The following is a 26,860-nucleotide window of genomic DNA, read 5'->3' on the forward strand; positions in this document are numbered from 1 at the left end:
ACAGCCAATTACGAAAATTTAAAAACTGCATTCCACCACCACTAAACCTGCTAACATGAAAACTCTTACTTCCACTTTGTACTATTCCATCATGTAAAATAGTCCAACCAGTTTGTTTACCAAGATCTAGTGTAAGCATTCCCCTTTCAATTGCCGAGTACATATATATACAAGATTTGAAAAAATTACGTCCAAAAAATCTTTAATTTTCGAAATTTAACAACTAATATGAAAACTCTTTTACAGTCAGTTTGCTTGCCAAGCCTTTCAATTGTTGGTTACGTATATATATACAAGATTGGAAAAATTTTCGTCCAAAAAATCTTCAATTTTTGAAAAATTTTTCTCGAATTTGAAAACCTTCTAAACATGATTTTTTTACTTTTAGAGGTTTTTTTATTATTCTACTTTTATATTTTATATGTTTTTATATATGTGTATATTTTTATATATGTATTATATATATATATTATATATAAGGGTTTCAGGAAGCTAGAATCCCCCATATTGGCGGACTTCAGATATGCCGTTCCTAGGAACGGTTTTAGGAACGCATGGTGAAAACTCGCCATATAGGCTAGTTCTAGATTCCTGATTCCTAATTCCTGATTTAGGAAGCCAGTAATTAGGAACGGAACTTAAGGTTATAGAGAGCATACTTTTCAACTATTTTCCTCTTAAAAATTTAAGCTATTCTTTTAATAGCGAAATCCACATTTTTAGCTCTTTAGGTGATATTGAATTTCAAAATATGAAATTCTTATATGTTTTTAATATAACTTTAGGAAGCCTGAGCTACCCATTCTTAAAAATATTGAAATCCATTCAAAATAGGTTCCAAAAACCTGAACTGTATTATTTTAAATTGCATCAGTATTATTCTCAAAAAAAAACAATAGAATATCAATAGATTAAAAATTGCATCAGTATTATTTATTTTTGCTCCTGTCCTACATAAGGGCATTAATAACTTCCATCCTTAAAGCATTAATTTGTTTTAGGGAAAACCATGAAATTAAAAAATATAGCTATAATTGTTAAAAACGTAAAATACCAAGCCTATAGACTAAAACTTGCTAAGTGCTTTATTGATGAGAATAACGAAGACCTTGAACAAGAACTCTTCTGTGAAATTTGGCCATGCCTTGATCAGTATGATGAAGATAAAAGTAGCTTTAACACCTTTGTAGCAAGATTAACTGAAAATAAAGCTATTAACCTGTTAAAGAAACAGCGATGTGCAAAACGCGATATCAATAACTATATTAGTATCGATGTAACAGAGCTACTTGAGGATGAAATAACAAAACGCATTGATGTAGACTATATGATCTCGGTTTTACCAAAGGAATGGCAAAATATATGTGAGCAACTTAAATTTTTTAACTTACATGAAGTTGCCAAAATGAACAACGTTTCAAGAACCACTTTAAACAATATTATCAAGAAGATACGTGCCAAACTTTCTCCTATTTACTACGAAGGCAAAAAGAAAAATTGAACAAAATTTTTGCCTTTCTTGTATATATATACATCGTAGCATGGATAAATAATGGTTCTTAAAATTTTGAATAATAATGAAAGATTGCAAACAATATCAACTGTAAAAATGGTCATCTTTGGTCCTTATGGTATTGGTAAAACAAGTCTCCTAAAGACCGTAGATGAACCAACACTTTGCCTTGATTTTGAAGCAGGGCTTCTTGCTGTTCAAGATTGGCAAGGAGATTCAATTAGTCTTCGCACTTGGAATGAAGCTAGAGATATTGCTTGTCTTATAGGGGGGCCTAATCCTGCGCTGAAGTATGATCAAGCATATAGCCAAAGACACCATGAACATGTATCTGGTAAGTACAAAGATCTTTTCCCTGAGTTTTCTAAATACCGATGCATCTTTGTAGATAGTATAACCGTTGCTTCACGTTTATGTCTATTATGGGCAAAAATGCAACCTGAGGCTTTTTCTGAGAGATCGGGAAAACAGGACATGAGAGCTGCATATGGATTACTTGCTCAGGAAATGATGGCTTGGCTCAATCAATTTCAACACATCAGAGACAAAGACATCATCATAGTTGGCACTTTAGGTCAATATCTCGATGATTTCAATCGTCCAATTTGGCTACCTCAATGCGAAGGAACTAAAACTGCCAGTGAAATTCCTGGGATAGTTGACGAAGTAATCAGTATGGTTGGAATCAAGAAAGATGATGGAACGGAGAAGCGCTCTTTTGTTTGCCACACTTTAAACCCTTGGGGATACCCAGCTAAAGACCGCAGCGGACGCCTGAGTATGGTTGAAGAACCGCATTTAGGCAAGCTGCTTACAAAGATTAAAAGCAAGTTTTAAAATTTAAACATGGAGAGTGATATATGTTACAAAACCTATTAACTGATTTTAACACTGTAAAACCGCAAAGTAGATTGATACCAAAAGGTACAATAGTAAAGGTAAAAATGACAATCAAGCCTGGAGGTTATGAGCATTGGTTTACTAAAAGCCCCACTACCGGTAGCATTTATTTAAATACAGAATTTACCGTTATTGAAGGTCTATATGAAAAGCACAAGATTTACCAAATAATTGGTATTAAAAGTAATAAAGCAGAAGATACTTGGGGAGAAATGGGTCGCTCTATGCTTCGCAGTATCTTGGAATCGGCACGCGACATTCATCCACATGACAATTCAGAAAGTGCAATCCTTGCTCGTAAGCTAAATTCAATTGCAGAATTAAATGGGTTGGAGTTTACAGTAAAGGTAGGTGTTATAACTGATGAATATGGAGAGAAGAACAAAATTGCCTCGGTAATTACTCCAGAATATCGTAAAAATTACGAGATTGACAGGATTCCATTTTGAAGTACGACGAGGAAAAGCTTTGGTCTGCTGTCGTTACTAGAGGTATTCAGGATTCAGTAGGAAAAAACCCAAAGCTAAGAAAAGAAGCAATTCATTGGCTGAATTCAAAATCTTTTGAAACTGTTTGTGAGCTAGCTAATCTCAACTTTACACGTATGAAAAATATGTATGGGAATTTTATGTCTAAAAAGCAAGAAAAGATAAAAGCATTATTAATTGATAATATCAAGGAGTGTGTTTCTTACCTACTTCCAAATGGTGAGTTTTACCGAGAAAAAACTTATATTGGAGACTTAAATGGAAATACAATTACAGTTAAAATAGTAGGTAAGGAAGCTGGTGATTGGCGTAATTTTACCGAAGGAACTGGTGGTGATATTATTGATCTTTGGATTTTAATTAAGGGTGATATATATTCTGCTAGAAAGTGGCTCAATAAAAAATCAAAGAGTGGAGAAAAAAGAGAAGAAAAAATATTTTCTGTAAAGCAGTACTTGAGTGATCAATCACCAATACCAGAGGACATAATAGCTCCACGAATTCTCACTCCAGGTGGTCTTTTAGTCATTGGTGGTACTCCAAAGGTTGGCAAAAGTTATTTTCTTCTCTCTTTGCTTGCACATCTTGCAGCAGGAGTGTCGTTTCTTAAGATGAAGTCAGCAAGGCCACTAAAAATAGTCTATCTGCAAAATGAGATGGAGTACAATTATATCAGGGAACGCATACAACAAATCATAACTAATCAAAGGCTGCCAAATCTAGCAGAGGAAAACTTGATTGTTACTACAAAGATGAGATTAACTTTAAATGATGAAGGTATAGAGAGAATAAAAGATATCATAGGAGAAAAATTTAAAACGATAGATCTTATCGTTTTGGATTCTCTTGACTATGAAAATATGTTTTCTGGCCTGCAAAGCAGAGTAGAAAAACTACGTTCTGTAATTAATCCTATGGCTGGAATCATTATTACACGTCATACCAGAAAAGTATCCACAGCTACACTCGCAAAAAGTCCTTTTCAAGCTTTAATTGGTGCTAATGCTTTAAGAAGTTTTTATACATCTGGTATGGTAATGTTTCAACCAAATAAATGTGCAAATGTCTTGCAAGTAGTATATGAGCTAAGAAACGGTAAATCAATACCAGCAAAATTCATTAGCAGGGTAAATGGGCGTTGGCAGAATTCTAAAATTATAGCTACGGCTTAACTTGTCCGCAAAAAACGGATACTATGGTAGAGCTAAAGACTCAGCTTTTGCAAAATATCAGATCTTGTCTTTTTCATCTACTACCAAGAGGGACATTTCGTGGTGATAAGTTTTATGTAGGTGATGTACAGGGTAACAAAGGCAAAAGCACTGTAATAGAGTTAACAGGTGAAAGAGCTGGATTATGGAAAGATTTTGCAACAGGAGAAGGTGGTGACATTATTGACCTTTGGGCAACAGTACACGGGAAGAATGCAAAAACAGAGTTTCCTGAAGTAATGCTCTCAATAAGTGAATGGCTTGGCATCAAAGAAAAAAATAATATTAGAAATCTAGAACAATACCTGACTTGTAGTTGGAACTACTACGATGAAAGTAACCAATTGATTGTAATAGTCTACCGTTATGATCCTCCTTTAGAGAAAAAACAGTTTAAACCATTTGATGTTAAAAAACAAAGATTCAAAGAGCCAGAAATAAGGCCACTCTACAACATTCCAGGTATTTTAAAATCTGATAAGGTTGTTCTGGTTGAAGGAGAAAAATGCGCAGAAGCACTTATAGAGAAAGGAATAACTGCAACAACAGCAATGTTTGGAGCAAATGCGCCTATTGATAAAACAGATTGGACTCCGCTTAAGGGCAAGCATATTATTATTTGGCCAGACAACGATGAAGCAGGTAATAAATATACCAAAAACGCTGAAAAGAGACTTTTAGAACTTGGTGTTGCATCACTTGCTACGCTTAAGATTCCACCGAATAAACCAAAGAGTTGGGATGCTGCTGATTGTGTGTTAGAGGGAATAAATATTGAAGAATTTATCGAAAAAAACTCAAGAAAAATAATTATTAAACCACCACTTGATATTTTTAGCTGGAGCGTAGAGCGTTTTGTAGGCCCAGTACCAAAGCAAAGATTCTTGGTTGAAGGATTATTTCCTTTGGGTGTAACCTCCATTTTGGCTGCAATGGGAGATACAGGCAAAGGTATGCTACTTCTTGACCTAGCCCTCAAGGTTGCAGGTAGCATAGATCAGGTATGCGGATTTGGTCCACTTGTTACTGAACATGGATCTGTGGTGGTATTTTCTGCGGAGGATGATACAAATGAAATACATCGTCGCTTAGAACGACTTGATCCAAAATGCGAGAGATTGAAATATAAAGGTAGGCTATTTATTGTACCATTACCAAACATCGGAGGATCTCTTACCATACTTAAGAACGTTCGCGGTAAAGTTGTAGAAATATCTCCAGAATTTGAGTTGGTAATGAAGCAGCTGAGCAGGATAAAGGATTTAAAGCTCATTATATTTGATCCCCTTGCTTCTTTCATTCATGCAGATTTAAATGCTGATCCAGCAGTAGGGGATTATCTCATGTGTTTATTATCTGATTTAGCATGTAGCACTGGAGCTTCAATAATTACTGCACATCATATGAGAAAGCTGAAGGGAGAAAAGCCTATATCAACAGTAGAGCAAGCACGAGATGCTATTCGAGGCACTTCTGCTCTCGTAAATGGAGTCAGGTGTTCTTTTGCTTTTTGGCCTGTTGAAGATATGACTAAACCAATGATTTTTAGGTCAATTGGAAAAATCCCAAGACAAAATGCTTTATTTTATGGAGCTGTTGTTAAGGCAAATGGCCTGGCTGATCGTACTGTACGTACTTATCTGAGAAATGAAGAAACAGGGCTATTAGAAGACATCACTGAACAATTAAAAGCTCAAAATACTAGTGATAAGGATCTTAAAATATATCTTATTGATTCAATTGCGCGAGCTGCTATTTCAGGACATCCATTTACTCACACAGGAAGTGCAGGAATACATAAACAACGACATAGACTGCCTGAAGTTTTTCATAGTATGGGAAGGGATAGACTAGAGCGTATAGTTCAAGAGCTTTTACAAGCAAAGCAAATAGTTAAAGGAATGGCTAATGGTTCAAAAGAAGATAAATGGCTTGATGTAAAAACAGGACCATTTGCACGTGGAGTTGGAAAATTTACTCATGGAGCTGAAAATTTTTAAAATCAGGAAATTCTATTTTTTTATAGTCAAAGTAAAAGGGTTAATACGATAACCATGTGATGATCTTTGCCAACCAAGGGTTTGTATCACATCATCACGTTCAATACTTAATCCTAATCTCTCAGCAAGTGTAGTTTTGATTGTTCTTTGCATTTTATTTAATGGTTTTCTGATTTGATGTTCTAAATCTGCTTCTAAACTAAGTCCCAAGAGTTTTTCTAACTGATTAATATTGAGAAGTGTATGTTTTTCAGGTGGTAATTCTTTTTCACAGTCATGTAAAAATTGCTTGAACAATATTCGAAAAATATTAAGACATGACACAGCTTTTTTATTTATAACTTCAACGCTATTAACATATACCATACCTTTAACTACCTGTAACTCCAAAAGCTTTGTTGGTATAATTGGTTCAACACGTTTAAGCGAAATATATGAAGCTGGTAAAACTTGCAAAGAAGTATTTTCTACTACCTCTGGTACTCCTCTTTTAGCTGCTTCTTGAAATATCTCAGTTAAAGTCTTAAGCTGACAAAACAGTTCTACCATTCGCACTACATATAGGCTCAATAATAGATTCGGTATATCTTTTTTTAGAGTAATGAGAACTGTTGGATGGACTCTAAGTTTATCTATAGTTAGAAATATTGCATCAGTACAAAAATCAAGGATTATTAGATTTACAGTACGACCTTGATTACAAACATAATAAACTCCTTTTTCTACTTTTTCCCACATAAGTCTTGAATCATTCAACTTTGTTTCAAACCAGTCTATGATTTTCTCTGTATTTAAGTATATGGATAAGAGATGAAATCTCTGTTTTTGATAAGTGTTAGGCAAAATATGACGAGAACAGTTTTCACAAATAGCGTCATCACATGCTTCATCAAAGTCTGGATCAATGAAAATCTCATTGCTACAACTTGGATCAATTACATTTGGCCAATCAAGATAATCTTCTTCACAAGAGCAAACAATATAATACCTTTCTTGCATTTGTATCCATCCAAGATCAAATAAGTATCTTGCTGCTTTAATGTGATTTTGACTTGGATTAACCCAAGAACTATTTGAACTTAAAAGATCAGCAATTTGCTCGTGAAAGAATTTTAAGACCATAAGATTGTTCCATATGTTTCTTCAGGTCCTCTCTTTCTTTTTTATTGAGTGGATGCTCTGAATAATAAACTTCCCCACTTATTTTGAAAGAAAATGTTACCTTTTTGTTTTGGAACATTACTTTAGCTGATTGAATAGATTGTAGTATATTGCCAATAGATGGCTTTAAAATATGTAACTCTGGTGCAATAGAATCATACGGCTTTACACTTAAAGTAAGATATGTATTACTATTCTTAAAATAATCTGACTTAAAATTTAACTCAAATATACAAATATTAGGATCAGAACCCTCTATACATGCTTGAAGAAATTTGTGCACTTGTAGTGGAAAGTTCTTATCTTGTATATTTACAAAAGTACATTCGCAGTCAAAATACCCACTTGCAATACTATTTGCTATTTCCACAGCTTTATTAGTATTTTTAGCACAGAGATTAACCTGAGTGCCATCAAGAGAGAAATCTAAAATCATCCACTCAGGTTTATGACCATGAACAACTTTATTTGAGTTAAGCAGTAAATCCATATCACTTCCTCGACGTACAAACATATATATCCGATCTTGGTGATGGAAAAAACCCTGCAATTGGTTTTCAAACTTCAGTATCTGCTCTACAGCTTCTTGTGACATAAACTCTTTAAATGAAGTGTTTATTTGTCTTGGTGATTTCTGTAGAGCAAATGATACGAAACCTTTCTTCTGCACTTTATCAAAATGATAAACAGATTTTAAAAGTTCACAATTTATGTGAAATAGTAAAAATAACAAGGATCTTTTATCGTACTTAGTATTATTTTTTATCAGATACGATCTCATTAACTTCTCAGTCAGAGCAAATCTTGCTACTTCACTGACTGTAGCTTCAAGTTTCGTACGATCAAAGTAGCTAATGAGATAATAGTTAAAAAGAGAGTCAGAGTAACTGGCAAGTATCTTACGTTTTTGTTGAGTGGATCTATCATCGTAGTCTCCGTCTTGAAAAAGTTGTCCATTTAAATGATTTTTAAAGCAATGCTGAAAAATGATACTCAATTGTCTACCAGAAAGAGAATCAAGCCATAGTCTACGTAATTCTAAATCTTGAAAGCGATCTAGTAAAAGATTAACGGGAACTTCTAAATCACTCTCCCAAAATTTGTAACTTGGATGAATATTCATAACAGATTAAATAAGCCATATTATACATAATATGACAATTCGAGCAAAGATTTTTTGGACATAATTTTTTCAAATCTTGTATATTGAATTAAGGAGAATTTGTGTGAACTAGATAGCTTTCTTAAATAAGGTGTTTAGTTTAATAGAAGTCTCCTAACCTTATAAAAAAATTCACAGGAAGAAAAACATGCAAAAAGGGGATTTAACTATTTATTGCCGTTATGAACCTCACAGATTGGCGAGTACATATTTGGCAAATGCTTATGAACAATTATTGAAATATAAAATAAAGGAGGTAGAAGAAAATGGTAACAGTAAGCTTGTATGCAAGAGTTTCATCAAGACAACAGGCACAGGAGAATACAATAGAGAGTCAGATTGTAGAGTTGGAGCGTCGCATTAGTAGTGATGGACATGAGTTATTAGATGAGCATAAGTTTGTCGATAATGGTTATAGTGGATCAAATTTAGAACGTCCTGGCTTAGAGAGTTTACGTGATAGAGTAGCAGAAGGTAAGATTGATAAGATATACATTCATTCACCTGATCGGCTATCACGGAAATCTGCATACCAAGCGCTCTTACTCGAAGAGTTTAGAAAAGCAGGATCAGAGGTTATTTTCTTAAATCATAAATTTGAGGATAACCCAGAATCTAATATGTTTTTAGGAATTCAAGGATTAGTAGCAGAGTATGAGCGTGCAAAAATTATGGAACGTAATCGCAGGGGAAAACTTCATGCAGCTAAAACTGGTCGCATAAGCGTAATGAGTAATGCACCTTACGGTTATCGCTACATAGCAAAACATGTAGGTGAAGGAAGTGCTCAGTTTGAAATTAATCAAGAAGAAGCGGATGTAGTGTGCAAAATATTTAATTGGATTGGCCAAGAAAGAGTAAGCATCAATGAAGTTATACGTAGACTTAGCGAGATACCGGTAATAACACGAACAGGAAAAGAACGTTGGAAAAGAAGTACTATCTGGAAAATGTTAAAAAATCCTGCTTATATAGGACGAGCAGCTTATGGTAAAACTAAGGCATGCTCGAAACCACAAGTAAGAAAGTCAAAAAAAGGAACTTGTGGTAGACTCAAAAATGGTCATTTTAGTAATGATAAAGAGAACTGGATTTATGTTTCAGTGCCAAAAATAATCAGTGATAATTTATTTGATTCAGTGCAAGTACAGCTAACTGAAAATAGACAAAGAGCAAGAGTACGGGAAAGAAAAGAAACGTTTTTGTTGCGGAGTTTAACAGTATGTCAGCGCTGCCAATATACTTATTGTGGTGCATATAGTAAAAATCAACGTTATTCTTACTACCGTTGTTCTGGCTCCAGGTTTAATGGCAACAGAGTATGTGACAATAAATCAATACGTACTGATGTACTCGATACAGTTATATGGGAAGAAGTTAAGAGTATATTAAAAGAGCCAGATAGGATTGCAAATGAATATCAACGTAGATTGTCAGAGAACAAAAAACCTCTACATAATCAAACACGTGAAAAGCAGGAAAGTAAGTTAAGATTGAGTATCAAAAAATTTATTGATAGCTATGCCAAAGGTTTTATAAGCCAAGAAGAATTTGAGCCAAGAATTACAACAATGAAACAGCATTTGAAAGAAATTGAAGAAGAAAAAGAAAGAACACTCGATCAAAAGAAGTTACAACAAGAATTGAGCCTTGTTACAGATAGCTTGCAAAACTTTTCCTCAAGTATTGAATCAAAACTTGATCTGGTAGATTGGCAGACTAAGCAAAATATTATTAGAATGTTAATTCATCAAATTGAAATCAACCACAATCACTTATACATAGTATTTCGCATAAAAAGTCTTGCAAATTTCGATCAAAATGGGCATAATAAAATTATGCAATGTTGTACTAGTTGTACAGACACTGGGATCCAGAAAAATTAATTGTAAACAAACGACTATACAACATGTTCAATAAAATTACAAAAAAGCTGGATTCCAGTGTCAAGCACTGGAATGACACTATTTGCTGTACAATTTGTATCCGTTCAGGAGAGTGGTTTAAGAAACAATAGATAAGAGGTTTTGGAAAGGATTGAGACCCCTTTGTTTCCATGTTAAGTATAACGAAATTATCCGTTCAAGGAATGCATTTCCCCGCTTTGATTGTGTAAAATACGAATTTTTGCGGTAAACGACATAATGCCGTATCTGCTGTTCAGCATGGTTGTTTGTCAGCGGAATGTTTTTTGGGTCATCTAAAAAATTCCACATCATTCTTTCAGATTTCAAAATATTTTTCGCAACTCGAGAGGCTCCAATTGCTTCAGGTAAGTAGGATATTTCCTTCAAGTAATACCTTGTACGTTTTCGCAACTTTCTGGCACGTCTGGCAAATCTAAAAACATCTATCTCATTTTTTAGCAAAGCCTTTTTTAGTGCAAATAATTCAGTAGCTACATTTCTTAAGTAACAGCCAAGAACTTTGACTTCAATATTCCAACTATGCGCTAATCTTTCAAAATCCCTTGCTAAGTGTGCCCAGCAGATTTGCCTTTTTTCATCAGCAAAGTAATTGTATACTGCGTACCTGTCGGTTACCACTAAGCTATTATGATTGCAGCATGCGTTATTTTTTAAAACTTTCATTCCTCTTGACTCTGTCAACTTCACAAAACTTGCCGTATTGCTTGCAAACATCCAACACCAAGCGAGTTTACCTTTGTTATAATGGCTCGTTTCATCAATATGTAGAACTTTACTCCTACTTATCTCTTGTTCGATCTGCTCATACATTTTTTTGCATTTTGAAGCAACTCTATGTTCACTATTTGATATGCTAACGACGCTTATGTTCAAATTGAAGATATCATTTACGACACTCGCTATTTCGCGTTTTGAATTTTTGTAGAATCCGCTGAACGCTGCAATTATTGACTTAACCCTTGGACCAAATGTATCTGACGTAACACCTTCTGGTAACTTACTGCTTCTTCTTTTTCCGCATCTCCGGCAACGACCATGCTCCATCTGATATTCCACTACATAAGGCCTAATTTCCGGAAGATCAACTTTTTGATGAATGTACGGTCCATTGCATATTGCAATCCCTCCTCCGCATTCACAAGTAGATGACAACTTTACTTTTATCACCTCATCTGCATCCATTTTGGCGCGAAAACTTCCTTTATGACCAACCTGACCACCAACGTTTCTGTCGCTCTTTGGCTTGTCCTTTTTTATTTTGTACAACTCTCTAGAGCTTGGTAGAGATGAATTTTTCGAGTTTAAACCAAGCCTTTCCTTTAATTCAGCGTTCTCTATCTTTAAAGCCTTGTTCTCTGCTTTTAAACTTTCATTCTCCCTTTCCAGCTTTTCTATTTTTGCTTCTAACTTTTCTATTTTTTGCTGTAAATTTTTGCAAAGCTCTAAAAGGTTTACCACATTACCTCACTTTTGCTCTATGATTATCTTTTTAGATCACCTTGTCTACCTTATTCTGCCACTCCGCTGAACGGATACTACAATTTACCTTCTAAAATCAATGTTCATACATTACATCCATGATTTCCAGAATGTTTTTCCGCATTAGAATGAGAAAACAACCCACCAGGTCTGGTGTCATCATAAGAAGAAGCACTTGAAACAGTATTAGGATTTTGAGAAAAGTAAGAAGGTGGTGGTGAATCATAACCTCCACAACTACGCCCTTGTCCAGGATAGCTATCTACCGCTTCTTCAGCCTTCTTAATATTTTCTGACTCTTTCTTATGTTTCATATGAAAAGCCACACCACCAGCAAGACACACAAGAGAATTAATGCCAAGAATGACTAAACCCCAAACTGGTAAGACTGGGTTAATAGCGAAACCTATCAAAGCTGCTAAAGAAATTGCACCAACTGCAAATTCTATATTTCTGAACATTTTAAGTTGACTATCTAGATAATCTATTTTTTCTGACTTTCTAGCCGTTTTTTCGCTGCTGTTGTACCAAACACACATTAAAGCATGGAAAGCAACACACGCAACTACAGCTACTATCCCTAAAGCTAATAATTTCCTGCTGTCTTCTGAGTCTTTTTTCTTATCTTCTCTGCTTTGGTAGCCAACAGTATCAAAACCAGGGTTACTTATAACTGTAGTACGACCACCAAACAGGTTGCTAAGTAGTAAATAATCCCAAAAATCTAAACCTCTATTATCGTTTATATGTACGTGCGTGACTTGAGGGCCTGTAGTTTGTTGCCTATTGCTTCTATCATATTCTGTACTGTTCTGCTCATTAGTTAGATTACTGAGCTTAAATTCCTTATACGCATCTTCAAAAATTTTATCACTCCAGTTCTCAATATTTTGCATACCACGAGAACGTAAAAATTCTTGAACACCATTGTCACTGCCATTTTCTTTTATATAGGCAAGTGCATACCTTTTTAAAACACTACTACGCATAAAAATTCCCCCAGAATTAAGATTAAATTAATAAAGAATTATTATAACAGAGTAACGTTTTCTTGTCAATTCAACCATACCCTAATACCCAGTTAATATCCTTTCCACCAATTCTTTTACTGTCGGTACGTAGCCATTCTCATAAAATGGGTCTTGCTTAAATCTGTAAACATTGTGTCCAGAAAACATGAGTTCATTTTCAACATTGCCGTCATGTACAATGTTTTGCAGTGTCTTTTGTATACAGAAACTCCGTGGATCTGGCTTTCGCCCTGTTGAATGGTCACCATGATCTTTCCAATTGCTAAACAGACAATGGCTCAAACATCCCATGCAATTAATTTGATCTTGTCTTATCTCCGCAAATTTGCTTGGTGTCACAAAAATAACAGTTGTATCTGGAGTTTTCATTGCCTCTGTATAACCTTCCTGAGTCCACTTATCTGCCAGTTCTTTGTCTTGTGCAGTAAGGTAAATCTTTCTACCTCTGCTGCCCATTGCAAATTCATTGTTAAACTCTCCGCTTGCACTTTCCGAAAATTTTATTTGACGTGAATTCCTCTCCTGTAGCTCACGTATGAAGTTATTTCTTACTGCAGATGAGTAAAACCCTGTTGGACTAAATTTGTTTAAAAATACATCACCTTCTTCTAAAGTAAGTAACTTCTTTTTCCACTCTGTAGAAATCGGGCTTTCTTTTGTTAAAAGTGGACGAGTACCAAGCTGAAAAGCTATTGGTCCGATTTGTAAATTGTCAAACCAATGTTCCCAATCCTTCAAATGCCACACTCCCCCTGCCATAACAATTGGCGTTTCAGCAAGACCAACTTCGTTCATGAAAGATCTAAGCTCTGCAACTCTTTCAAATGGAGCCTGTAGTAATTCCGGATCTTCACTATTACTTAGTCCATTGTGACCACCAGCAAGCCACGGATCCTCGTATACTACTCCACCAAGTAAAAAAGAAGATATTTTTTGGTAAGCACGTTTCCATAACGCTTTAAAAGCGCGCGCTGATGAGATAATAGGGTAGTAATAAACTTGATATTTAGCTGCAATTTCTCCGAGTCTGTAAGGCATACCAGCACCGCAAGTGATGCCATGAACTAAGCCTTTTGCTTTTTCTAATATACCATGAAGTACATGTTCTGCTGCCCCCATTTCCCAAAGCACATTCATATGTACTCTCCCATGGCCTTTTGATATTTCATTTGCTATTTTTACTTGACTAACTCCAGCCTCAATGCTATATTTAATTAATTCTTCGTGCTTTTCATTTCTTGTTTTACCTTTATAAATTAGTGGTACCAGCTCGCCATTGCCATCGATAAGTTTAGCATTTGCACCAGAAAACGTACCAACAGCATCCGCTGCAGCAAATGCCCCACTTGATCCTCCATCACTGATTGCAATACCTTTACCGCCCTCAATGATTGGCCACACTTCTTTCCCTGAAATCACTATCTTTTTTATCTTATTTTTCAAAATTTCCTCTTAATCTTTCACTCTATTTTACTTAATTACTAAAAAAATCATAGCTTTTCTTTTTATACCTATGCATTCAGTTTTAAATAGGCATAGGAGATGCTATAAATATAGTTTTATAAGAAATTTGCTATATGATCATAGGTTTAACAGGTGGGATTGCAGTTGGAAAGAGCTTTGTAGCCAATTGCTTTAAAGAATTTGGTGCCGCTTTGTTTGATGCCGACTCTGTCGTGCACCAGCTTTATAAAGTGGACAAAAACATAATAAGTTATGCAGAAGAAAAATTTCCTGGGGTGGTAGTAAATGGTAAAATAGACAGAGCAGTATTGTCTGAATATTTTTTAGCCTATGATGAAAATTGGAAACAATTCCAATCTTTAGTGCATTCCGTTGTGCGAAATGAATTAGAAATTTTTATTGCTCAGGAGAAAAAAAATGATAGAAAATCTCTAGTTCTAGACATTCCACTCTTGCTGGAAACAAGATTCCGTTTATATTGCGATTTTATTGTTTTTATCCATGCAGATAGCGCTGTACAAGCTCAAAGGCTCAGTGAGCGTAATATGGATAAAGAAAAGCTGAATCTAATGTCCAGTATTCAGCTACCTATTGAAGAAAAAAGGCAAATGAGTGATTTCATCATCGATACCAGCGCAAATGTTTTTTCTCAAGTGAAAAAAATAGTGGATTCATTAAACCTAAACACGTAGCTTTACGTCATACCGTCACTTGGCCGCTAACAAGCAGCGGGATGACGGTTGTCAGGGTAGCTGTCATCCCAGTAGCCTCCCTCTCCTGTCATCCCAGTGCTTGACACTGGGATCTAGCTTTTTGGTAATTTTATCGAAAATGTTTGCTCGTTTACAATCAATTTTCCTGGATCCCAGTGTCTGGGCACTTGGGATGACACCCTACTTAACCGTCATACCGCCGCGGTATCTCTTAGCCACTAACACGTAGCGGGATGACGATTGTCGATAAATCTAAGTTACTTTAGCAACAGTTATTCTCCACCAGATTACTCCGAATTTTAGCTGTACTATCAGCAGATTTTACCATTAAAATCTCAAACCTTGAGCCTGCGTTCAAAAATGATTCAACTGACTTACCGAAAAAATCATATCTCCACCCCTTGAATAGTTTATCTATCTGCCCAGATATTGAACCAGCTAACTCATCTTTTGATGAAACTAACTTTCTTGATATGTTATTTTCCTTACATTTGCTCTCTAAAATAATCGAGAGTATATCAAATACAGATTTATCATAATTATCTGACAGAGTATAATTTTGCTGCACAAACTCCTTCTCATTCTCATTGAAAATATTCATAAATTCTAATAAATCTTCCTCTTTTATATTTTTTGTGTTCCTCTCAAGATCATCTAAAACCTCGTCAATACGCTCCACATTTTTTTCAATAAGACCAATTATTACAGCATTATTAATTACTTTATTACGATTGATGTTATAGCGTTGTGCTAAAGTCTCTTGCCACTCACTCACTGCTTTAACAACTAACATTAGCCTCGGATTTGCTTCATAGTTAAATTTAATCCTCCTCCATGCATCTTTTGGACTATGCAAATACTTATTTATATCAACCAATAATTCCATCTCTTCTTGAAACCAACTCATCCTATTACTTTCTTCAAGTTTATTGCACAATATTTGGTATAGATCATATAGATATACCACGTCGTTTATTGCATAGTCTAGTTGATCCTCAGACAATGGACGCCTTAACCAGTCTGAATTTTTAGCTTTAATTTTATCCAGTGCTATTCCTTGATATTGCTCTACTACTTTTGAATAACCAATAAAGTCATGATAATAATGGCAAAACATAGCAGCAACTTGGGTATCAAAAATAGGAGTGGGAACACATTTAAACACAGTGAGTAAGGATTCTATATCCTGCCGGCAGCTATGAAACACTTTGATTATTCCCTGATTTAGCATCATTTTCTTAATGAATGATAAATCAATTTCTGGCACTAATGCATCTACAATAAAACTCTTCTCTCCGTAAGAAATTTGAATTAACGATAATTTTGGGTAGTAGGTTAAATTATTTCTAATGAACTCCGTGTCAATTGCTATAAATTTTGGATCTTTTTCCATCAATTCTTTACATGCATTTTCCAGTTCCGATGTCGTACTAATTAGCATATATTTTTTATTCAGTGGCTATATTTTACCACTTATATTAAATCTTTACAATTGATTGAAATTGAGAGCACAATTGTATAATAACTAACTCTTCTGTAAATATACAGTTTTGCCAGACACAACGGTACGTACTACGTGCCCTTTCACTTTGCGTCCACCGAAAGGCGAATTCTTTGATTTACTAGCAAAGTTGTCAACTTTAATTTCCCATTCATGATCCAAATCAACTAAAATTAAGTCCGCTACAAGGTTTTTCTGTATGCGGCCACGTGGCATATGTATGATATCTGCAGGCTTATATGTCAATTTTGCAAGCACATCAAGTAGACCCATTTGTCCACTATGATATAGTTCAAGTGAAAGGGGCAGCATTGTTTCAAGGCCAATAATACCAAATGCAGCATTTTCAAGTGGCAGATCTTTAGAACTAAGATCATGCGGAGCATGATCGGTTGCAATACAATCAATCACACCTGTCTTTAAACCTTCAATCATAGCTAAACGATCTTCCTCTGTACGAAGTGGCGGATTCATTTTTGCGATTGCTCCATGTTGCTTTACTATATCTTCAGTTAAAGTAAAGTGATGAGGAGTTACTTCGCATGTAACATTTAACCCTAAATCTTTTGCACGCTTAATAGCATCAAGTGAATCTTTTGAAGAAACATGTAAAATATGATAGTGTACATTTTCTATGTCCTTCATTAGCAGTATATCACGAGTTACCATAACCGACTCTGACGCACTCAAGATTCCCTTTATTCCCAATTCTTCAGAAATTTTACCTGCATTGATTGCGCCACCAGCAGATAGATTTAAATCCTCTGCGTGTTGAGCAATAGGAACACCAAGCATACTTGAATAAAGCAGTGCCTGTCTCATAATCATTGGATTCATAACTGGCATACCATCATCGGTGAAACCAACTGCACCTGCTTCCTTTAAGAGTGCCATTTCAGTTAATTTTTCTTCCGAAGTGGTGATTTTAGCGTAAAATTCCACATTCACATGCGAAGTTTCAAATGCTCTATATTTCAAATACTGAGCCAAGACAACACTATCAATCGCTGGAACAGTGTTTGGCTGACAAACTACAGTTGTAACGCCTCCTGCAGCTGCAGATTTGCTGCCTGTATGTATAGTTTCTTTATGCTCTTGACCTGGTTCACGAAAATGTACGTGAATGTCAATAAGGCCTGGCATTAGAACAAGCCCTTTACAGTCTATTATTTCATCAACTCCACTTGTTGAAAATAATGATTCGCCAAAATCAACAATTTTACCCCCTTCAGTCAATAATGAACCTTTTATATCAAGTTTAGTTTCCGGGTCAATAATACGAGCATTGGTATACGCAATTTTATAGCCTTCCTTTTGCCCTGTCTGCAATAAATTCCAAATCATATTTGAGTATCGATTATAAAATAAATCTAAAGTTTTTTTAGTAAAATACAACCAAATTAAAGTGATGATATAAAACTAGCAATAAAGAATATTGTAAGTTAAAAATGTGATATAAAAGAGATAAGAGGGAAAGATAACCCTACTCACTATAGGAATAGGGCTATCACGGGCGTGTGCGACCGAATGAAAGTTGGTATTACAACCGTAGCCATCAAGGTAAACTAGCCCCATCTCTCGATACGTTTGAATAGTTGCATGGGACATATGTATGCACCCGTTTACAATCTTAAATTAATTAAACTATCGAGGTTATTTATTATGATTACATCTTATCAAAATTTCATTGGCATTGATATCGGAAAATTTAAAAATGTTGCTGCAGCTTATAACCAAAGGAGCGCTATCAAGTTTGACAATGATGCTACTGGTTGGCAACAGTTGTTTCAAAAATTTTCAGATATCCTACCTAATTCTCTAGTAACTTTAGAAAACACTGGAAAATATGAGCTTGGCTTAGCACATTTTCTTGTTGATAAGAATGTTGCTGTACATCGAGCTAATACTCGTAAAGTAAAAAGTTTTATCATATCACATGGAACTTTAGCAAAGACAGATCAATCAGATGCAAGAGCCCTTGCTCAATATGGTTTTGAACGCTATAGTGCTCTATCTCTATTTGTGCCTATGTCAAAAGAACAAACCGCCTTAGTTGCACTCTGTCAACGTCGTGATGACATTACGCAAATGAGAACTCAAGAGAAATGTAGGCTTGCAGCACCTGAAAACGACTATATAAAGGAAAGTTGCCAAAAAACAATAGACTTTTTTACCAGTCAGATAAATGAGTTCAACGATGCCATACAAAGAATTATTGATAAAAATCCAGAGTTACAAAAGCGTCAAAAGATCTTGAGAACAGTGCCAGGAATAGGTCTCAAGTTATCACAAGTTTTTGTGTATCTAATGCCAGAACTTGGCCACCTAAACAAAAAAGAAGTTGCAAGTCTTGCTGGAGTTGCTCCACATCCAAAAGAAAGCGGTAAAACTATTGGTTACCGAAGGATAACAGGTGGTAGAAGCAATGTTCGTGCAAAGCTTTTCACAGCTGCTATGGCTGCTGCAAGATCTAAATCTGCACTTGGTGCTTTTTATTCTGATCTTATTGGTAGAGGTAAAAAGAAGATGGTAGCTATAACAGCTCTAATGCGAAAAATCATAGTAATTGCCAATGCAAGACTTAAAGAAGCAATTAATATGAAATAAAAAAAATCTGTATAGAAAATAGGTTAACGAATATGTGCGTCTACACACATTTAAAGCACATATTCGTTAACCATAAAATCTAAGCAGTGCTTGCTGTTTGATATAAATTTCTTTCTGTATAAACTAGGGTTTTTGTTGCCAAAATACATTTTTCAATTGAATAAAAATACAAAATTATCAACAAATGAGACTAAATTCAAAAAATTTTAAAAAACATAGTTGATTTAAATTAATACTCAAGCAGCTATTCTATAACTACCATTTTCGATTTCAACGTTATTAAGTGCGGTATTTGCGTTATAAGAACAGTAACATCCTACTGCAAGAAAAGTTAATGCAGCTACAGCAAGCGAAATACACATTGCTAAATGAACCATTGTTAGACTTGTACCAACAGCAAATGCTCCAGATAATACAAAAGAAACAGAAGCATAATTACCTTGCCTTTTGTGTGCCGTAGAGACACAAGGAATGTTCAGGAAAGAGCAAACTAAGTGCGAAAGCTGCACAATAGATGAGGGTGGGCCCCTCGGAGCCGGTTTACAAGAGCAGGCTTCAAACAACCATAAGCTGCTTTGGTAAAGAGCCAAGGTAGTGAGCGTTATGGAAAAGGCGTAATTATGCGTCATGTGTGAAATAGAGAGATGAACGCAAGTGAACCACTGATTACACGTCGAAAGGTAATGCGATGATGTCAAAACCAGGGGAGAAAAAGTAACTTGGGATAAGCCTATCGGGAACTTGTCTACTGGGTAGGTGGCATCCGGCATATAGGTGGCATGAACCTATTTCAGGCTATTGTGTGGAACTATGGGAACCTGTCGTTTCGATGATAAGGGAGAAGTCCAAGGAGCTGAACTCTAAGGAAGAGAGTACTGATGCGAAAAACAGGGGCGGATTAGCTCGTAGTAGTGAAGAAGTTTTTGTAATGGAAATGGAGCGAAGGGGCTGAGTTATTTAGTTTTAATTATTTATCAACCGAAAGGGAAGAGTTAATGAATAAAACAAAATCTTTTGACATACCAAAGCAACTGATTTGGAAAGCTTATAAACAAGTATCCAAAAACAGAGGTGCGGCAGGTGTAGATGAGGTCTCGATAACAAAGTTTGAAGAAAATCTAAAAGATAATCTATACAAACTGTGGAATCGGATGTCATCCGGAAGTTATTTTCCAGAACCAGTAAAAGCTGTTGCGATACCAAAAGATACAGGAGGACAAAGAACTTTATGTGTTCCTTCAGTATTCGACAGGATAGGGCAAACAGCAGCTACTATGTATCTCGAACCGTTAGTAGAGCCGGAATTTCACGAAGATTCGTATGGTTATAGACCAAACAAGTCTGCACTGGATGCGGTAAGTACAGCGTGTAAGAGATGTTGGAGAAGTGATTGGACGATAGATCTTGATATTTCTGGATTTTTCGACAATCTGGATCATGTGTTAGCACTGCAAACTATCAAGAAGCATACAGATTGCAAGTGGGTCATACTGTACGTGGAAAGGTGGATGAAAGCCCCGATTCAACTAGCAGATGGCAGTAAGGTAGTTAGGAATAAGGGAGTTCCACAAGGAGGTTCTGTAAGCCCAATCATTTCTAACATATTTATGCATCATGCATTTGATATGTGGATGAGGCAAAACTACCCAACAATACCATTTGAGAGATATGTAGATGATGCAATGGTGCACTGTAAAACCCAGAAACAGGCAAAATTCATAAAAGACAAGATCGAAGAAAGATTGGCTGAGTTTAAGCTAAAATTACATCCTGAAAAGACACAAATAGTGTACTGTAAGGATGACAATAGGAGAGATGTGTTTCCAATACAGAGCTTTGACTTTCTGGGTTACACGTTCAGACCTAGACTGGCAAAGAACAATAAAATAGGAAACTATTTTGTCTCATTTCTACCTGCAATTAGCAACAAAGCCAAGAAGAAGATCAACCAAACCATAAGGTCATGGAAAATACGTAGGCAAACATATACAACACTAGAGAAAATATCAAAGAAAATAAATCCTATAGTCCGAGGCTGGTATCAGTACTATGGCAGGTTTTATAAATCAGAGATGTATCCATCTCTTAGAAATGTAGAGTGGCACCTAGTAGGATGGGTCAGAGCCAAATATAAGAAACTTCGAAATCATGGAAGACTAGCAAAGCAATTTCTAGCAAAAGTGAGAAAGAGGTCTCCAAATATTTTCTATCACTGGACACTAGGATTGGGATCAAAAGGCTGAATAACGGGAGCTGTATAAATTGAGAGGTTTACGTACAGTTCTGCGAGAGACTGGTGGGGAAGCTCCGCCGGTCTACTCTCCACTATAAATTTTTGCTTTCAAGAATTTTTCATTTAGCTCTTCATCCTTGCTTTCAGATTGTTTCTGTTGAGTTACTTCATCAGTTAGACCTTGCCTTGTATCATTCAGCTGCCCTTCCGGTTCTGTCGCATCTATAAACCACAGGAAAGAAGATCATTAAAGGTGGGATTATAGGAGTTATTAACATAGCAAAATTCTCAAAAGTAGAAACATTATTTAATAATTTGTCTTTTTTGAATCATACGAATATTTTCTATGCCTGTGATGGTAATCTTTGCGGAATGGAAGCTTTTAAACCCAAGCATTGGCTTTATTAGTTTTTTGATAAATCTATCAACAATATTATTTAGATATTTTATTTAAAGAACTGTAATCTTCAGAAATTTCTGCATTCAAATCATCAAGAGCAGCAGTATTACTGCCGCTTTTATCAATTACAATTTTCTCAGGAAGATAGTTACTCCTGAAGGCTTTACGAAAGAATGCAAGTGCTGCAGACTTGTCTCTACTAACACACAAGTCTACAGTATATAAATAAACCCATTTACCGTTTAATTTAATGTAAGTCTCTCCAACTACTACCAACCTGCTTCTTTCTTTTCCTTACTGCCTCATCTATCAGTGGTGATAACCCACCTTTGTAACGTAGCATTTTGCTCCCCTTATACTCATCATTTCTTCCAAATCTCGATAGCTCAAAGAGAATCGACATTTCATGTATACAGATAACATCCGCTGAAAAGCTAAATCCTTTGAAATATGGCAACAATTTTTGATTGATACGAAACATCTTTGCTTTTTTTTTAGACAATTATATCATTCTTCTTTCTACTTCCCTACAAATGCGACAGAACCCTTTGTAACGCTAATTCTGGAGGCTTTGTTGCATCGCTATCTACGGCGGATTAAAGATAAAAAAGATGAAGAATATCAGTAGCTTATTATTCTAGCATTTATAGTAAGGACGGTCAGTGAATATCTAAATTTGAGTAAAAGAAATTTTACTACCATTCACTAATCTAGCTAAAATTCAAGAATTTCAATGCTTTAGCTATTTTAAGTAGAATTAAATTTACTAATACAAACAATAAATTACTATTCTTAAATTTGATCAGATTGACTGCAAAAAAATAAGATTTTCAATAAGTTGCTTGTATAGTTAGCCTTTCATAGGTAGCGATGCAACAAAGCCATTCTGGATGGCTTTGTTGCATAGCACTGATAGGCATGTAAATCACAGTGAATTTACGCAGCTAATTTAAATTTAGCCATACCTATATCAGTAAATTTGTTCAATAAGTAGCACTTAATTAACAGCTCTTTTTCACGATTTACCTCTGATTTATTTTTCAAGCCAAACCCAAATATTTGCTTCAACCTATAGAAAAAGACTTCAATATAAGACCGTGCTCCATACTTAACTTTTTTCTTCCATTCATTAATACCATCTTCATAATTCTCATATGACCTAATTCTACTAATATACTTGTTTCTTTCTGATAAGTAGTCAGCTAAACAAATTTTAGTATCCTTCCTAGGGCGAATAATAGGCACAATATTGTATTTTCTGCATTCTTTATACACACTTTTTATATCATAAGCCGCATCTGCTCGAATAGAACAAATGTTATATTTATCACTGACTTCTTCTAACATATCGCAGACCGGCAAATAGTCTACAGCAACACCACTAGTGTAGTTCATGCTTATTGCTTTCTTATCATTTATGTTTAAAACAACATGTAATTTTCTTACTTGACCATAACCACTGTATTTCCTTTTTCGAATATTAAGCTTACTATGCCCACCGTTATTATTGTAGATACTAACTCTAGTGCTATCTACGGCAATTTCAACATTTTCCAGATCATCTTTATTGCTTCTATGGTCATCAATCTTCAAATTAAGCTTTTTAAATCTTCTGGAAGCTTGTGTATAGCTGATAATCTTAAGTTTTTTGCCTATTTGTACCATATAACCTTTTACAAAACCTACAGCTTGTCTCAAGCCAATTCTAAAAAGATGAACTATTATGTGTATTAAAATTACAACTTTATCACTATAAGTGTTATTGCCACCTGCAACTTTTGGACTATTTTCATACCAATTTTCTATGGCTTGATTAACAAAATGAAAAACATTTCCTCTTTTTTTGAGAAACTCGTTATATTCTCTTTGGTTACTTACTCTCATTTTTTGTGGCATAAGTTGTACTTGTTTGAAAAATGCCTATTTTACAACAAAATGCGTTAGTAGCCATATATTAAAAAGCTTTTCTTCTTACAATAACCTCAACCAACACTAGCTATGCAACAAAGCCATTCTGGATTAGAAGAGAATAGAAAAGAAGTGGAAATAGGGTAAACTCAGCTAATATTAAGAAATTAAAGTGAGGATACCCATGAATAAAGATATAACGGAACTATTTTTCTTGGTCGACGATTTTTGTAAAGCTATAGAAGAAAATTTTGCAGACAAACTACTTTCAAGCAACAAAAAGCCTACAAGAATACCGAAAATTACACTTTCTGAAATCATTACAATAATTCTTATCTATCAACAATCTCCATGTGAAAATTTCAAAGCTTTCTACCTGCATCACTTAACATTTTTCTACAAATCAGATTTTTCAAAGTTGCCTTCATATACTAGGTTTGTTGCACTAAAACCTAGGGTTCTGTGGCATTTAGCAATGTTATTAAAGTGGCTTTGTGAAAAGTCTAAAAATACTGGTATCTCATATATTGATTCAACTCCTATTGCAATTTGCCATGCAAAAAGAATATCTAAAAATAAGGTTTTTGCTGGTATTGCAAAATTAAGCAAGAGCTCTTACGGCTGGTTTTTTGGTTTTAAATTACATCTAGTTATTAATGATAAAGGAGAAATTCAGGCACTTACGCTAACAAAAGGCAATGTTGATGACAAAAAAACTGTATCCCATCTGACAAAAAAATTAACAGGTCTCTTGTTTGGTGATAAGGGTTACATAAAAAAGGAGCTTTTTCAAGAGTTGTTTGACCGCGGATTAAAGCTTATTACCAAAGTGAAAAAAAACATGAAAAATGCTTTAATCTCTCTAAATGAAAAGATTTTGCTGAGAAAAAGGTCTATTATTGAAACGGTTTTTGGTTATTTGAAAAACAGATTAGAAATTGAGCATACTCGCCATAGATCTCTTACTAATTTTTTGGTTCATATCTTCTCTACTCTTATTTCCTATTCCATGAAACCCAAAAAGCCTTCTATTTCCTATACTTTCTTCCTCCCTTAATCCAGAATGGCTTTGTTGCATAGCTAGTGTTGGTTGAGGTTATTGTAAGAAGAAAAGCTTTTTAATATATGGCTACTAACGCATTTTGTTGTAAAATAGGCATTTTTCAAACAAGTACAACTTATGCCACAAAAAATGAGAGTAAGTAACCAAAGAGAATATAACGAGTTTCTCAAAAAAAGAGGAAATGTTTTTCATTTTGTTAATCAAGCCATAGAAAATTGGTATGAAAATAGTCCAAAAGTTGCAGGTGGCAATAACACTTATAGTGATAAAGTTGTAATTTTAATACACATAATAGTTCATCTTTTTAGAATTGGCTTGAGACAAGCTGTAGGTTTTGTAAAAGGTTATATGGTACAAATAGGCAAAAAACTTAAGATTATCAGCTATACACAAGCTTCCAGAAGATTTAAAAAGCTTAATTTGAAGATTGATGACCATAGAAGCAATAAAGATGATCTGGAAAATGTTGAAATTGCCGTAGATAGCACTAGAGTTAGTATCTACAATAATAACGGTGGGCATAGTAAGCTTAATATTCGAAAAAGGAAATACAGTGGTTATGGTCAAGTAAGAAAATTACATGTTGTTTTAAACATAAATGATAAGAAAGCAATAAGCATGAACTACACTAGTGGTGTTGCTGTAGACTATTTGCCGGTCTGCGATATGTTAGAAGAAGTCAGTGATAAATATAACATTTGTTCTATTCGAGCAGATGCGGCTTATGATATAAAAAGTGTGTATAAAGAATGCAGAAAATACAATATTGTGCCTATTATTCGCCCTAGGAAGGATACTAAAATTTGTTTAGCTGACTACTTATCAGAAAGAAACAAGTATATTAGTAGAATTAGGTCATATGAGAATTATGAAGATGGTATTAATGAATGGAAGAAAAAAGTTAAGTATGGAGCACGGTCTTATATTGAAGTCTTTTTCTATAGGTTGAAGCAAATATTTGGGTTTGGCTTGAAAAATAAATCAGAGGTAAATCGTGAAAAAGAGCTGTTAATTAAGTGCTACTTATTGAACAAATTTACTGATATAGGTATGGCTAAATTTAAATTAGCTGCGTAAATTCACTGTGATTTACATGCCTATCAGTGCTATGCAACAAAGCCATCCAGAATTAGCGTCAAGAGATAGAGAAGGAAGTTTCGAGCTACAAGTAGTCAGAAAAAGGCAAACAACCGAACTTGAAGCAAAGGTTTTAAGTACATATGCCAGTGGCATGGGATATAGCATCGCATGTAGAAGAAATATAAAATATCTGCAGCAGAGATATCAAGTATTACTGACAAATTGTTACCGGTAATCAACGAATGGCGCAGTCGTCCGCTGCAATCTGTATATCCAATAGTGTTCATGGTTTTTTAAGGTCAAGGAGGACGGGCATTGTGTAAGCAAATGTATGTATAACATATTAGCAAAATGGCAGAAAAGAAGTTTTGGGTTTTTATTTGGCTGAAAGTGAAGTTCTGGTTGGGAGTACTAAATGACCTAAAGGAGAGAGGAGTAGATGATATTCTGATAGCTTGTGTTAAAAAGCTTTCCTACAACTATAAATAGCGTATTTCCTAAAGCAGAAATGTATAGTACATCAGATAAGAAATTCACTGAAATATGTATCGAGCAAAAGTTTTCATGAATGATTTGAAAAAAACATATCAAGTAGAGAAATAGCCGAGAATTATTTACTTGAACTGGAGGAAAAATGGGGAGAAAAATATACTTTAGTTTTGGGAGAATAATTGGGAAAATCTGTCTAGTTATTTTAAATATTCCGGCCCTGTAAGAAAATTAATTTATACCACAAATCCTATTGAGGGACTACATAGACAGATCAGAAAATTTACTAAAACCAAGGGCTCATTTACTAGCACAAATGCCTTGTATAAACAGGTATATTGTGCTATAAAGAAGGCAGGAGAGAAATGGACTATGCCTATACATGATTGGGCTTTTACTATCTCTCAACTTGATATCTTTTTTCCTGGTAGGTTAAAAATCGAGTTGAACTAAAAATGCGATTTGACACAGTTTATTTAACACTCCCGAAAATGCTACCACTGAACAACAAAATATTCAAGGACAGAGC

20 protein-coding genes and 4 pseudogenes are annotated in these 26,860 nt (G+C 34.9%); 13 read left to right on the forward strand and 11 right to left on the reverse strand.

Annotation, left to right across the window (positions count from 1 at the left end):
- A pseudogene (locus tag ONG75_RS03975) lies at positions 1-139 on the reverse strand (Holliday junction resolvase); the annotation flags it as partial.
- Between the two features lie 870 nt (positions 140-1,009).
- Between ONG75_RS03975 and ONG75_RS03980 the strand changes: the two are divergent.
- Genes ONG75_RS03980 through ONG75_RS04000 form a run of 5 tightly spaced genes read left to right on the forward strand, consistent with a single transcriptional unit; the run spans position 1,010 to position 6,112 of the window.
- Positions 1,010-1,501 (forward strand): sigma-70 family RNA polymerase sigma factor, encoded by a 492-nt coding sequence (locus ONG75_RS03980; RefSeq protein WP_264375550.1) that lies wholly within the window; start codon positions 1,010-1,012, stop codon positions 1,499-1,501.
- Between the two features lie 51 nt (positions 1,502-1,552).
- On the forward strand, positions 1,553-2,350 hold the full coding sequence (locus ONG75_RS03985; protein ID WP_264375551.1) for an ATP-binding protein: 798 nt from the start codon (positions 1,553-1,555) through the stop codon (positions 2,348-2,350).
- 23 nt (positions 2,351-2,373) lie between these two features.
- Complete coding sequence (locus ONG75_RS03990; protein WP_264375552.1) at positions 2,374-2,862, forward strand: hypothetical protein; 489 nt, start codon at positions 2,374-2,376, stop codon at positions 2,860-2,862.
- A complete protein-coding gene (locus tag ONG75_RS03995; protein WP_264375808.1) occupies positions 2,859-4,073 on the forward strand; it encodes an AAA family ATPase in 1,215 nt (404 codons plus the stop codon). The genes ONG75_RS03990 and ONG75_RS03995 overlap by 4 nt, the downstream gene beginning before the upstream one ends.
- A gap of 23 nt (positions 4,074-4,096) precedes the next feature.
- Positions 4,097-6,112 carry an AAA family ATPase gene (locus ONG75_RS04000; protein ID WP_264375809.1) on the forward strand — a complete coding sequence of 672 codons (2,016 nt, stop codon included), beginning with the start codon at positions 4,097-4,099 and terminating at the stop codon, positions 6,110-6,112.
- Positions 6,113-6,124: 12 nt separating this feature from the next.
- On the opposite strand, the gene ONG75_RS04005 is transcribed toward ONG75_RS04000, so the two are convergent.
- A complete protein-coding gene (locus ONG75_RS04005; protein ID WP_264375557.1) occupies positions 6,125-7,234 on the reverse strand; it encodes a hypothetical protein in 1,110 nt (369 codons plus the stop codon).
- Positions 7,200-8,396 carry a hypothetical protein gene (locus ONG75_RS04010; protein ID WP_264375844.1) on the reverse strand — a complete coding sequence of 399 codons (1,197 nt, stop codon included), beginning with the start codon at positions 8,394-8,396 and terminating at the stop codon, positions 7,200-7,202. Before ONG75_RS04010 ends, ONG75_RS04005 begins: the two co-directional genes overlap by 35 nt.
- Positions 8,397-8,701: 305 nt before the next feature.
- Between ONG75_RS04010 and ONG75_RS04015 the strand changes: the two genes are divergently transcribed.
- Positions 8,702-10,321: a recombinase family protein gene (locus ONG75_RS04015; RefSeq protein ID WP_264375845.1), complete on the forward strand. Its 1,620-nt coding sequence runs from the start codon at positions 8,702-8,704 to the stop codon at positions 10,319-10,321.
- A gap of 117 nt (positions 10,322-10,438) precedes the next feature.
- Here the strand turns inward: ONG75_RS04015 and tnpC are convergent, their stop codons facing one another.
- From tnpC to ONG75_RS04030, 3 genes are all read right to left on the reverse strand, one after another.
- A complete protein-coding gene (gene tnpC, locus ONG75_RS04020) occupies positions 10,439-11,821 on the reverse strand; it encodes an IS66 family transposase (RefSeq protein ID WP_264375454.1) in 1,383 nt (460 codons plus the stop codon).
- Between the two features lie 104 nt (positions 11,822-11,925).
- A complete protein-coding gene (locus ONG75_RS04025) occupies positions 11,926-12,831 on the reverse strand; it encodes a DUF1129 domain-containing protein (protein WP_264375846.1) in 906 nt (301 codons plus the stop codon).
- An 81-nt stretch (positions 12,832-12,912) separates the two neighbouring features.
- The gene (locus tag ONG75_RS04030) at positions 12,913-14,316 is read right to left on the reverse strand and encodes an NAD(P)H-dependent flavin oxidoreductase (protein WP_264375847.1); all 1,404 of its coding nucleotides are present in this window, start codon (positions 14,314-14,316) and stop codon (positions 12,913-12,915) included.
- Between the two features lie 134 nt (positions 14,317-14,450).
- On the opposite strand from ONG75_RS04030, the gene coaE reads away from it, so the two are divergent.
- Positions 14,451-15,029: a dephospho-CoA kinase gene (gene coaE, locus ONG75_RS04035; RefSeq protein ID WP_264375848.1), complete on the forward strand. Its 579-nt coding sequence runs from the start codon at positions 14,451-14,453 to the stop codon at positions 15,027-15,029.
- A gap of 283 nt (positions 15,030-15,312) precedes the next feature.
- Here the strand turns inward: coaE and ONG75_RS04040 are convergent, their stop codons facing one another.
- Entirely contained in the window at positions 15,313-16,491 is a 1,179-nt protein-coding gene (locus ONG75_RS04040) for a ribonuclease D (RefSeq protein ID WP_029237687.1), read from the reverse strand.
- An 84-nt stretch (positions 16,492-16,575) separates the two neighbouring features.
- The gene (locus ONG75_RS04045; protein WP_264376171.1) at positions 16,576-17,895 is read right to left on the reverse strand and encodes a dihydroorotase; all 1,320 of its coding nucleotides are present in this window, start codon (positions 17,893-17,895) and stop codon (positions 16,576-16,578) included.
- Between the two features lie 318 nt (positions 17,896-18,213).
- Here ONG75_RS04045 and ONG75_RS04050 point away from each other — a divergent pair, with 318 nt between their 5' ends.
- On the forward strand, positions 18,214-19,158 hold the full coding sequence (locus ONG75_RS04050) for an IS110 family RNA-guided transposase (RefSeq protein ID WP_264375534.1): 945 nt from the start codon (positions 18,214-18,216) through the stop codon (positions 19,156-19,158).
- 236 nt (positions 19,159-19,394) lie between these two features.
- Here the strand turns inward: ONG75_RS04050 and ONG75_RS04055 are convergent.
- A pseudogene (locus tag ONG75_RS04055) lies at positions 19,395-19,616 on the reverse strand (TomO hydrophobic C-terminal domain-containing protein); the annotation flags it as partial.
- A 344-nt stretch (positions 19,617-19,960) separates the two neighbouring features.
- Between ONG75_RS04055 and ONG75_RS04060 the strand changes: the two are divergent.
- Positions 19,961-20,110 carry a hypothetical protein gene (locus ONG75_RS04060; protein ID WP_264336130.1) on the forward strand — a complete coding sequence of 50 codons (150 nt, stop codon included), beginning with the start codon at positions 19,961-19,963 and terminating at the stop codon, positions 20,108-20,110.
- Positions 20,111-20,153: 43 nt separating this feature from the next.
- Positions 20,154-21,401, forward strand: a complete 1,248-nt coding sequence (ltrA, locus tag ONG75_RS04065) for a group II intron reverse transcriptase/maturase (protein ID WP_264336129.1) — start codon at positions 20,154-20,156, stop codon at positions 21,399-21,401.
- Positions 21,402-21,654: 253 nt separating this feature from the next.
- On the opposite strand, the pseudogene ONG75_RS04070 reads toward ltrA, so the two are convergent.
- Positions 21,655-22,272 (reverse strand): annotated as a pseudogene (locus ONG75_RS04070) (IS6 family transposase); the annotation flags it as partial.
- A gap of 455 nt (positions 22,273-22,727) precedes the next feature.
- On the reverse strand, positions 22,728-23,687 hold the full coding sequence (locus ONG75_RS04075; RefSeq protein ID WP_264375556.1) for an IS5 family transposase: 960 nt from the start codon (positions 23,685-23,687) through the stop codon (positions 22,728-22,730).
- Positions 23,688-23,883: 196 nt separating this feature from the next.
- On the opposite strand from ONG75_RS04075, the gene ONG75_RS04080 reads away from it, so the two are divergent.
- The 3 genes and pseudogenes from ONG75_RS04080 to ONG75_RS04090 form a co-directional block, all read left to right on the forward strand.
- Complete coding sequence (locus ONG75_RS04080; protein ID WP_264375849.1) at positions 23,884-24,756, forward strand: IS982 family transposase; 873 nt, start codon at positions 23,884-23,886, stop codon at positions 24,754-24,756.
- Between the two features lie 123 nt (positions 24,757-24,879).
- Complete coding sequence (locus ONG75_RS04085) at positions 24,880-25,839, forward strand: IS5 family transposase (RefSeq protein WP_264375556.1); 960 nt, start codon at positions 24,880-24,882, stop codon at positions 25,837-25,839.
- Between the two features lie 52 nt (positions 25,840-25,891).
- Positions 25,892-26,784 (forward strand): annotated as a pseudogene (locus ONG75_RS04090) (IS256 family transposase); the annotation flags it as partial.
- Positions 26,785-26,860 lie beyond the last annotated feature (76 nt).

Origin of the sequence: Wolbachia endosymbiont (group B) of Sphaerophoria taeniata (assembly GCF_947179355.1) — a bacterium.
GTDB lineage: Bacteria > Pseudomonadota > Alphaproteobacteria > Rickettsiales > Anaplasmataceae > Wolbachia.

Excerpts from the sequence above, each read along its gene's own strand:
- ONG75_RS03980 (WP_264375550.1), top strand. The coding sequence starts at position 1,010 with ATGAAATTAAAAAATATAGCTATAATTGTTAAAAACGTAAAATACCAA.
- ONG75_RS03985 (WP_264375551.1), top strand. The coding sequence starts at position 1,553 with ATGGTTCTTAAAATTTTGAATAATAATGAAAGATTGCAAACAATATCA.
- ONG75_RS03990 (WP_264375552.1), top strand. The coding sequence starts at position 2,374 with ATGTTACAAAACCTATTAACTGATTTTAACACTGTAAAACCGCAAAGT.
- ONG75_RS04000 (WP_264375809.1), top strand. The coding sequence starts at position 4,097 with ATGGTAGAGCTAAAGACTCAGCTTTTGCAAAATATCAGATCTTGTCTT.
- ONG75_RS04005 (WP_264375557.1), bottom strand. The coding sequence starts at position 7,234 with ATGGTCTTAAAATTCTTTCACGAGCAAATTGCTGATCTTTTAAGTTCA.
- ONG75_RS04010 (WP_264375844.1), bottom strand. The coding sequence starts at position 8,396 with ATGAATATTCATCCAAGTTACAAATTTTGGGAGAGTGATTTAGAAGTT.
- ONG75_RS04015 (WP_264375845.1), top strand. The coding sequence starts at position 8,702 with ATGGTAACAGTAAGCTTGTATGCAAGAGTTTCATCAAGACAACAGGCA.
- ONG75_RS04025 (WP_264375846.1), bottom strand. The coding sequence starts at position 12,831 with ATGCGTAGTAGTGTTTTAAAAAGGTATGCACTTGCCTATATAAAAGAA.
- coaE (WP_264375848.1), top strand. The coding sequence starts at position 14,451 with ATGATCATAGGTTTAACAGGTGGGATTGCAGTTGGAAAGAGCTTTGTA.
- ONG75_RS04040 (WP_029237687.1), bottom strand. The coding sequence starts at position 16,491 with ATGCTAATTAGTACGACATCGGAACTGGAAAATGCATGTAAAGAATTG.
- ONG75_RS04045 (WP_264376171.1), bottom strand. The coding sequence starts at position 17,895 with ATGATTTGGAATTTATTGCAGACAGGGCAAAAGGAAGGCTATAAAATT.
- ONG75_RS04050 (WP_264375534.1), top strand. The coding sequence starts at position 18,214 with ATGATTACATCTTATCAAAATTTCATTGGCATTGATATCGGAAAATTT.
- ltrA (WP_264336129.1), top strand. The coding sequence starts at position 20,154 with ATGAATAAAACAAAATCTTTTGACATACCAAAGCAACTGATTTGGAAA.
- ONG75_RS04075 (WP_264375556.1), bottom strand. The coding sequence starts at position 23,687 with ATGCCACAAAAAATGAGAGTAAGTAACCAAAGAGAATATAACGAGTTT.
- ONG75_RS04080 (WP_264375849.1), top strand. The coding sequence starts at position 23,884 with ATGAATAAAGATATAACGGAACTATTTTTCTTGGTCGACGATTTTTGT.
- ONG75_RS04085 (WP_264375556.1), top strand. The coding sequence starts at position 24,880 with ATGCCACAAAAAATGAGAGTAAGTAACCAAAGAGAATATAACGAGTTT.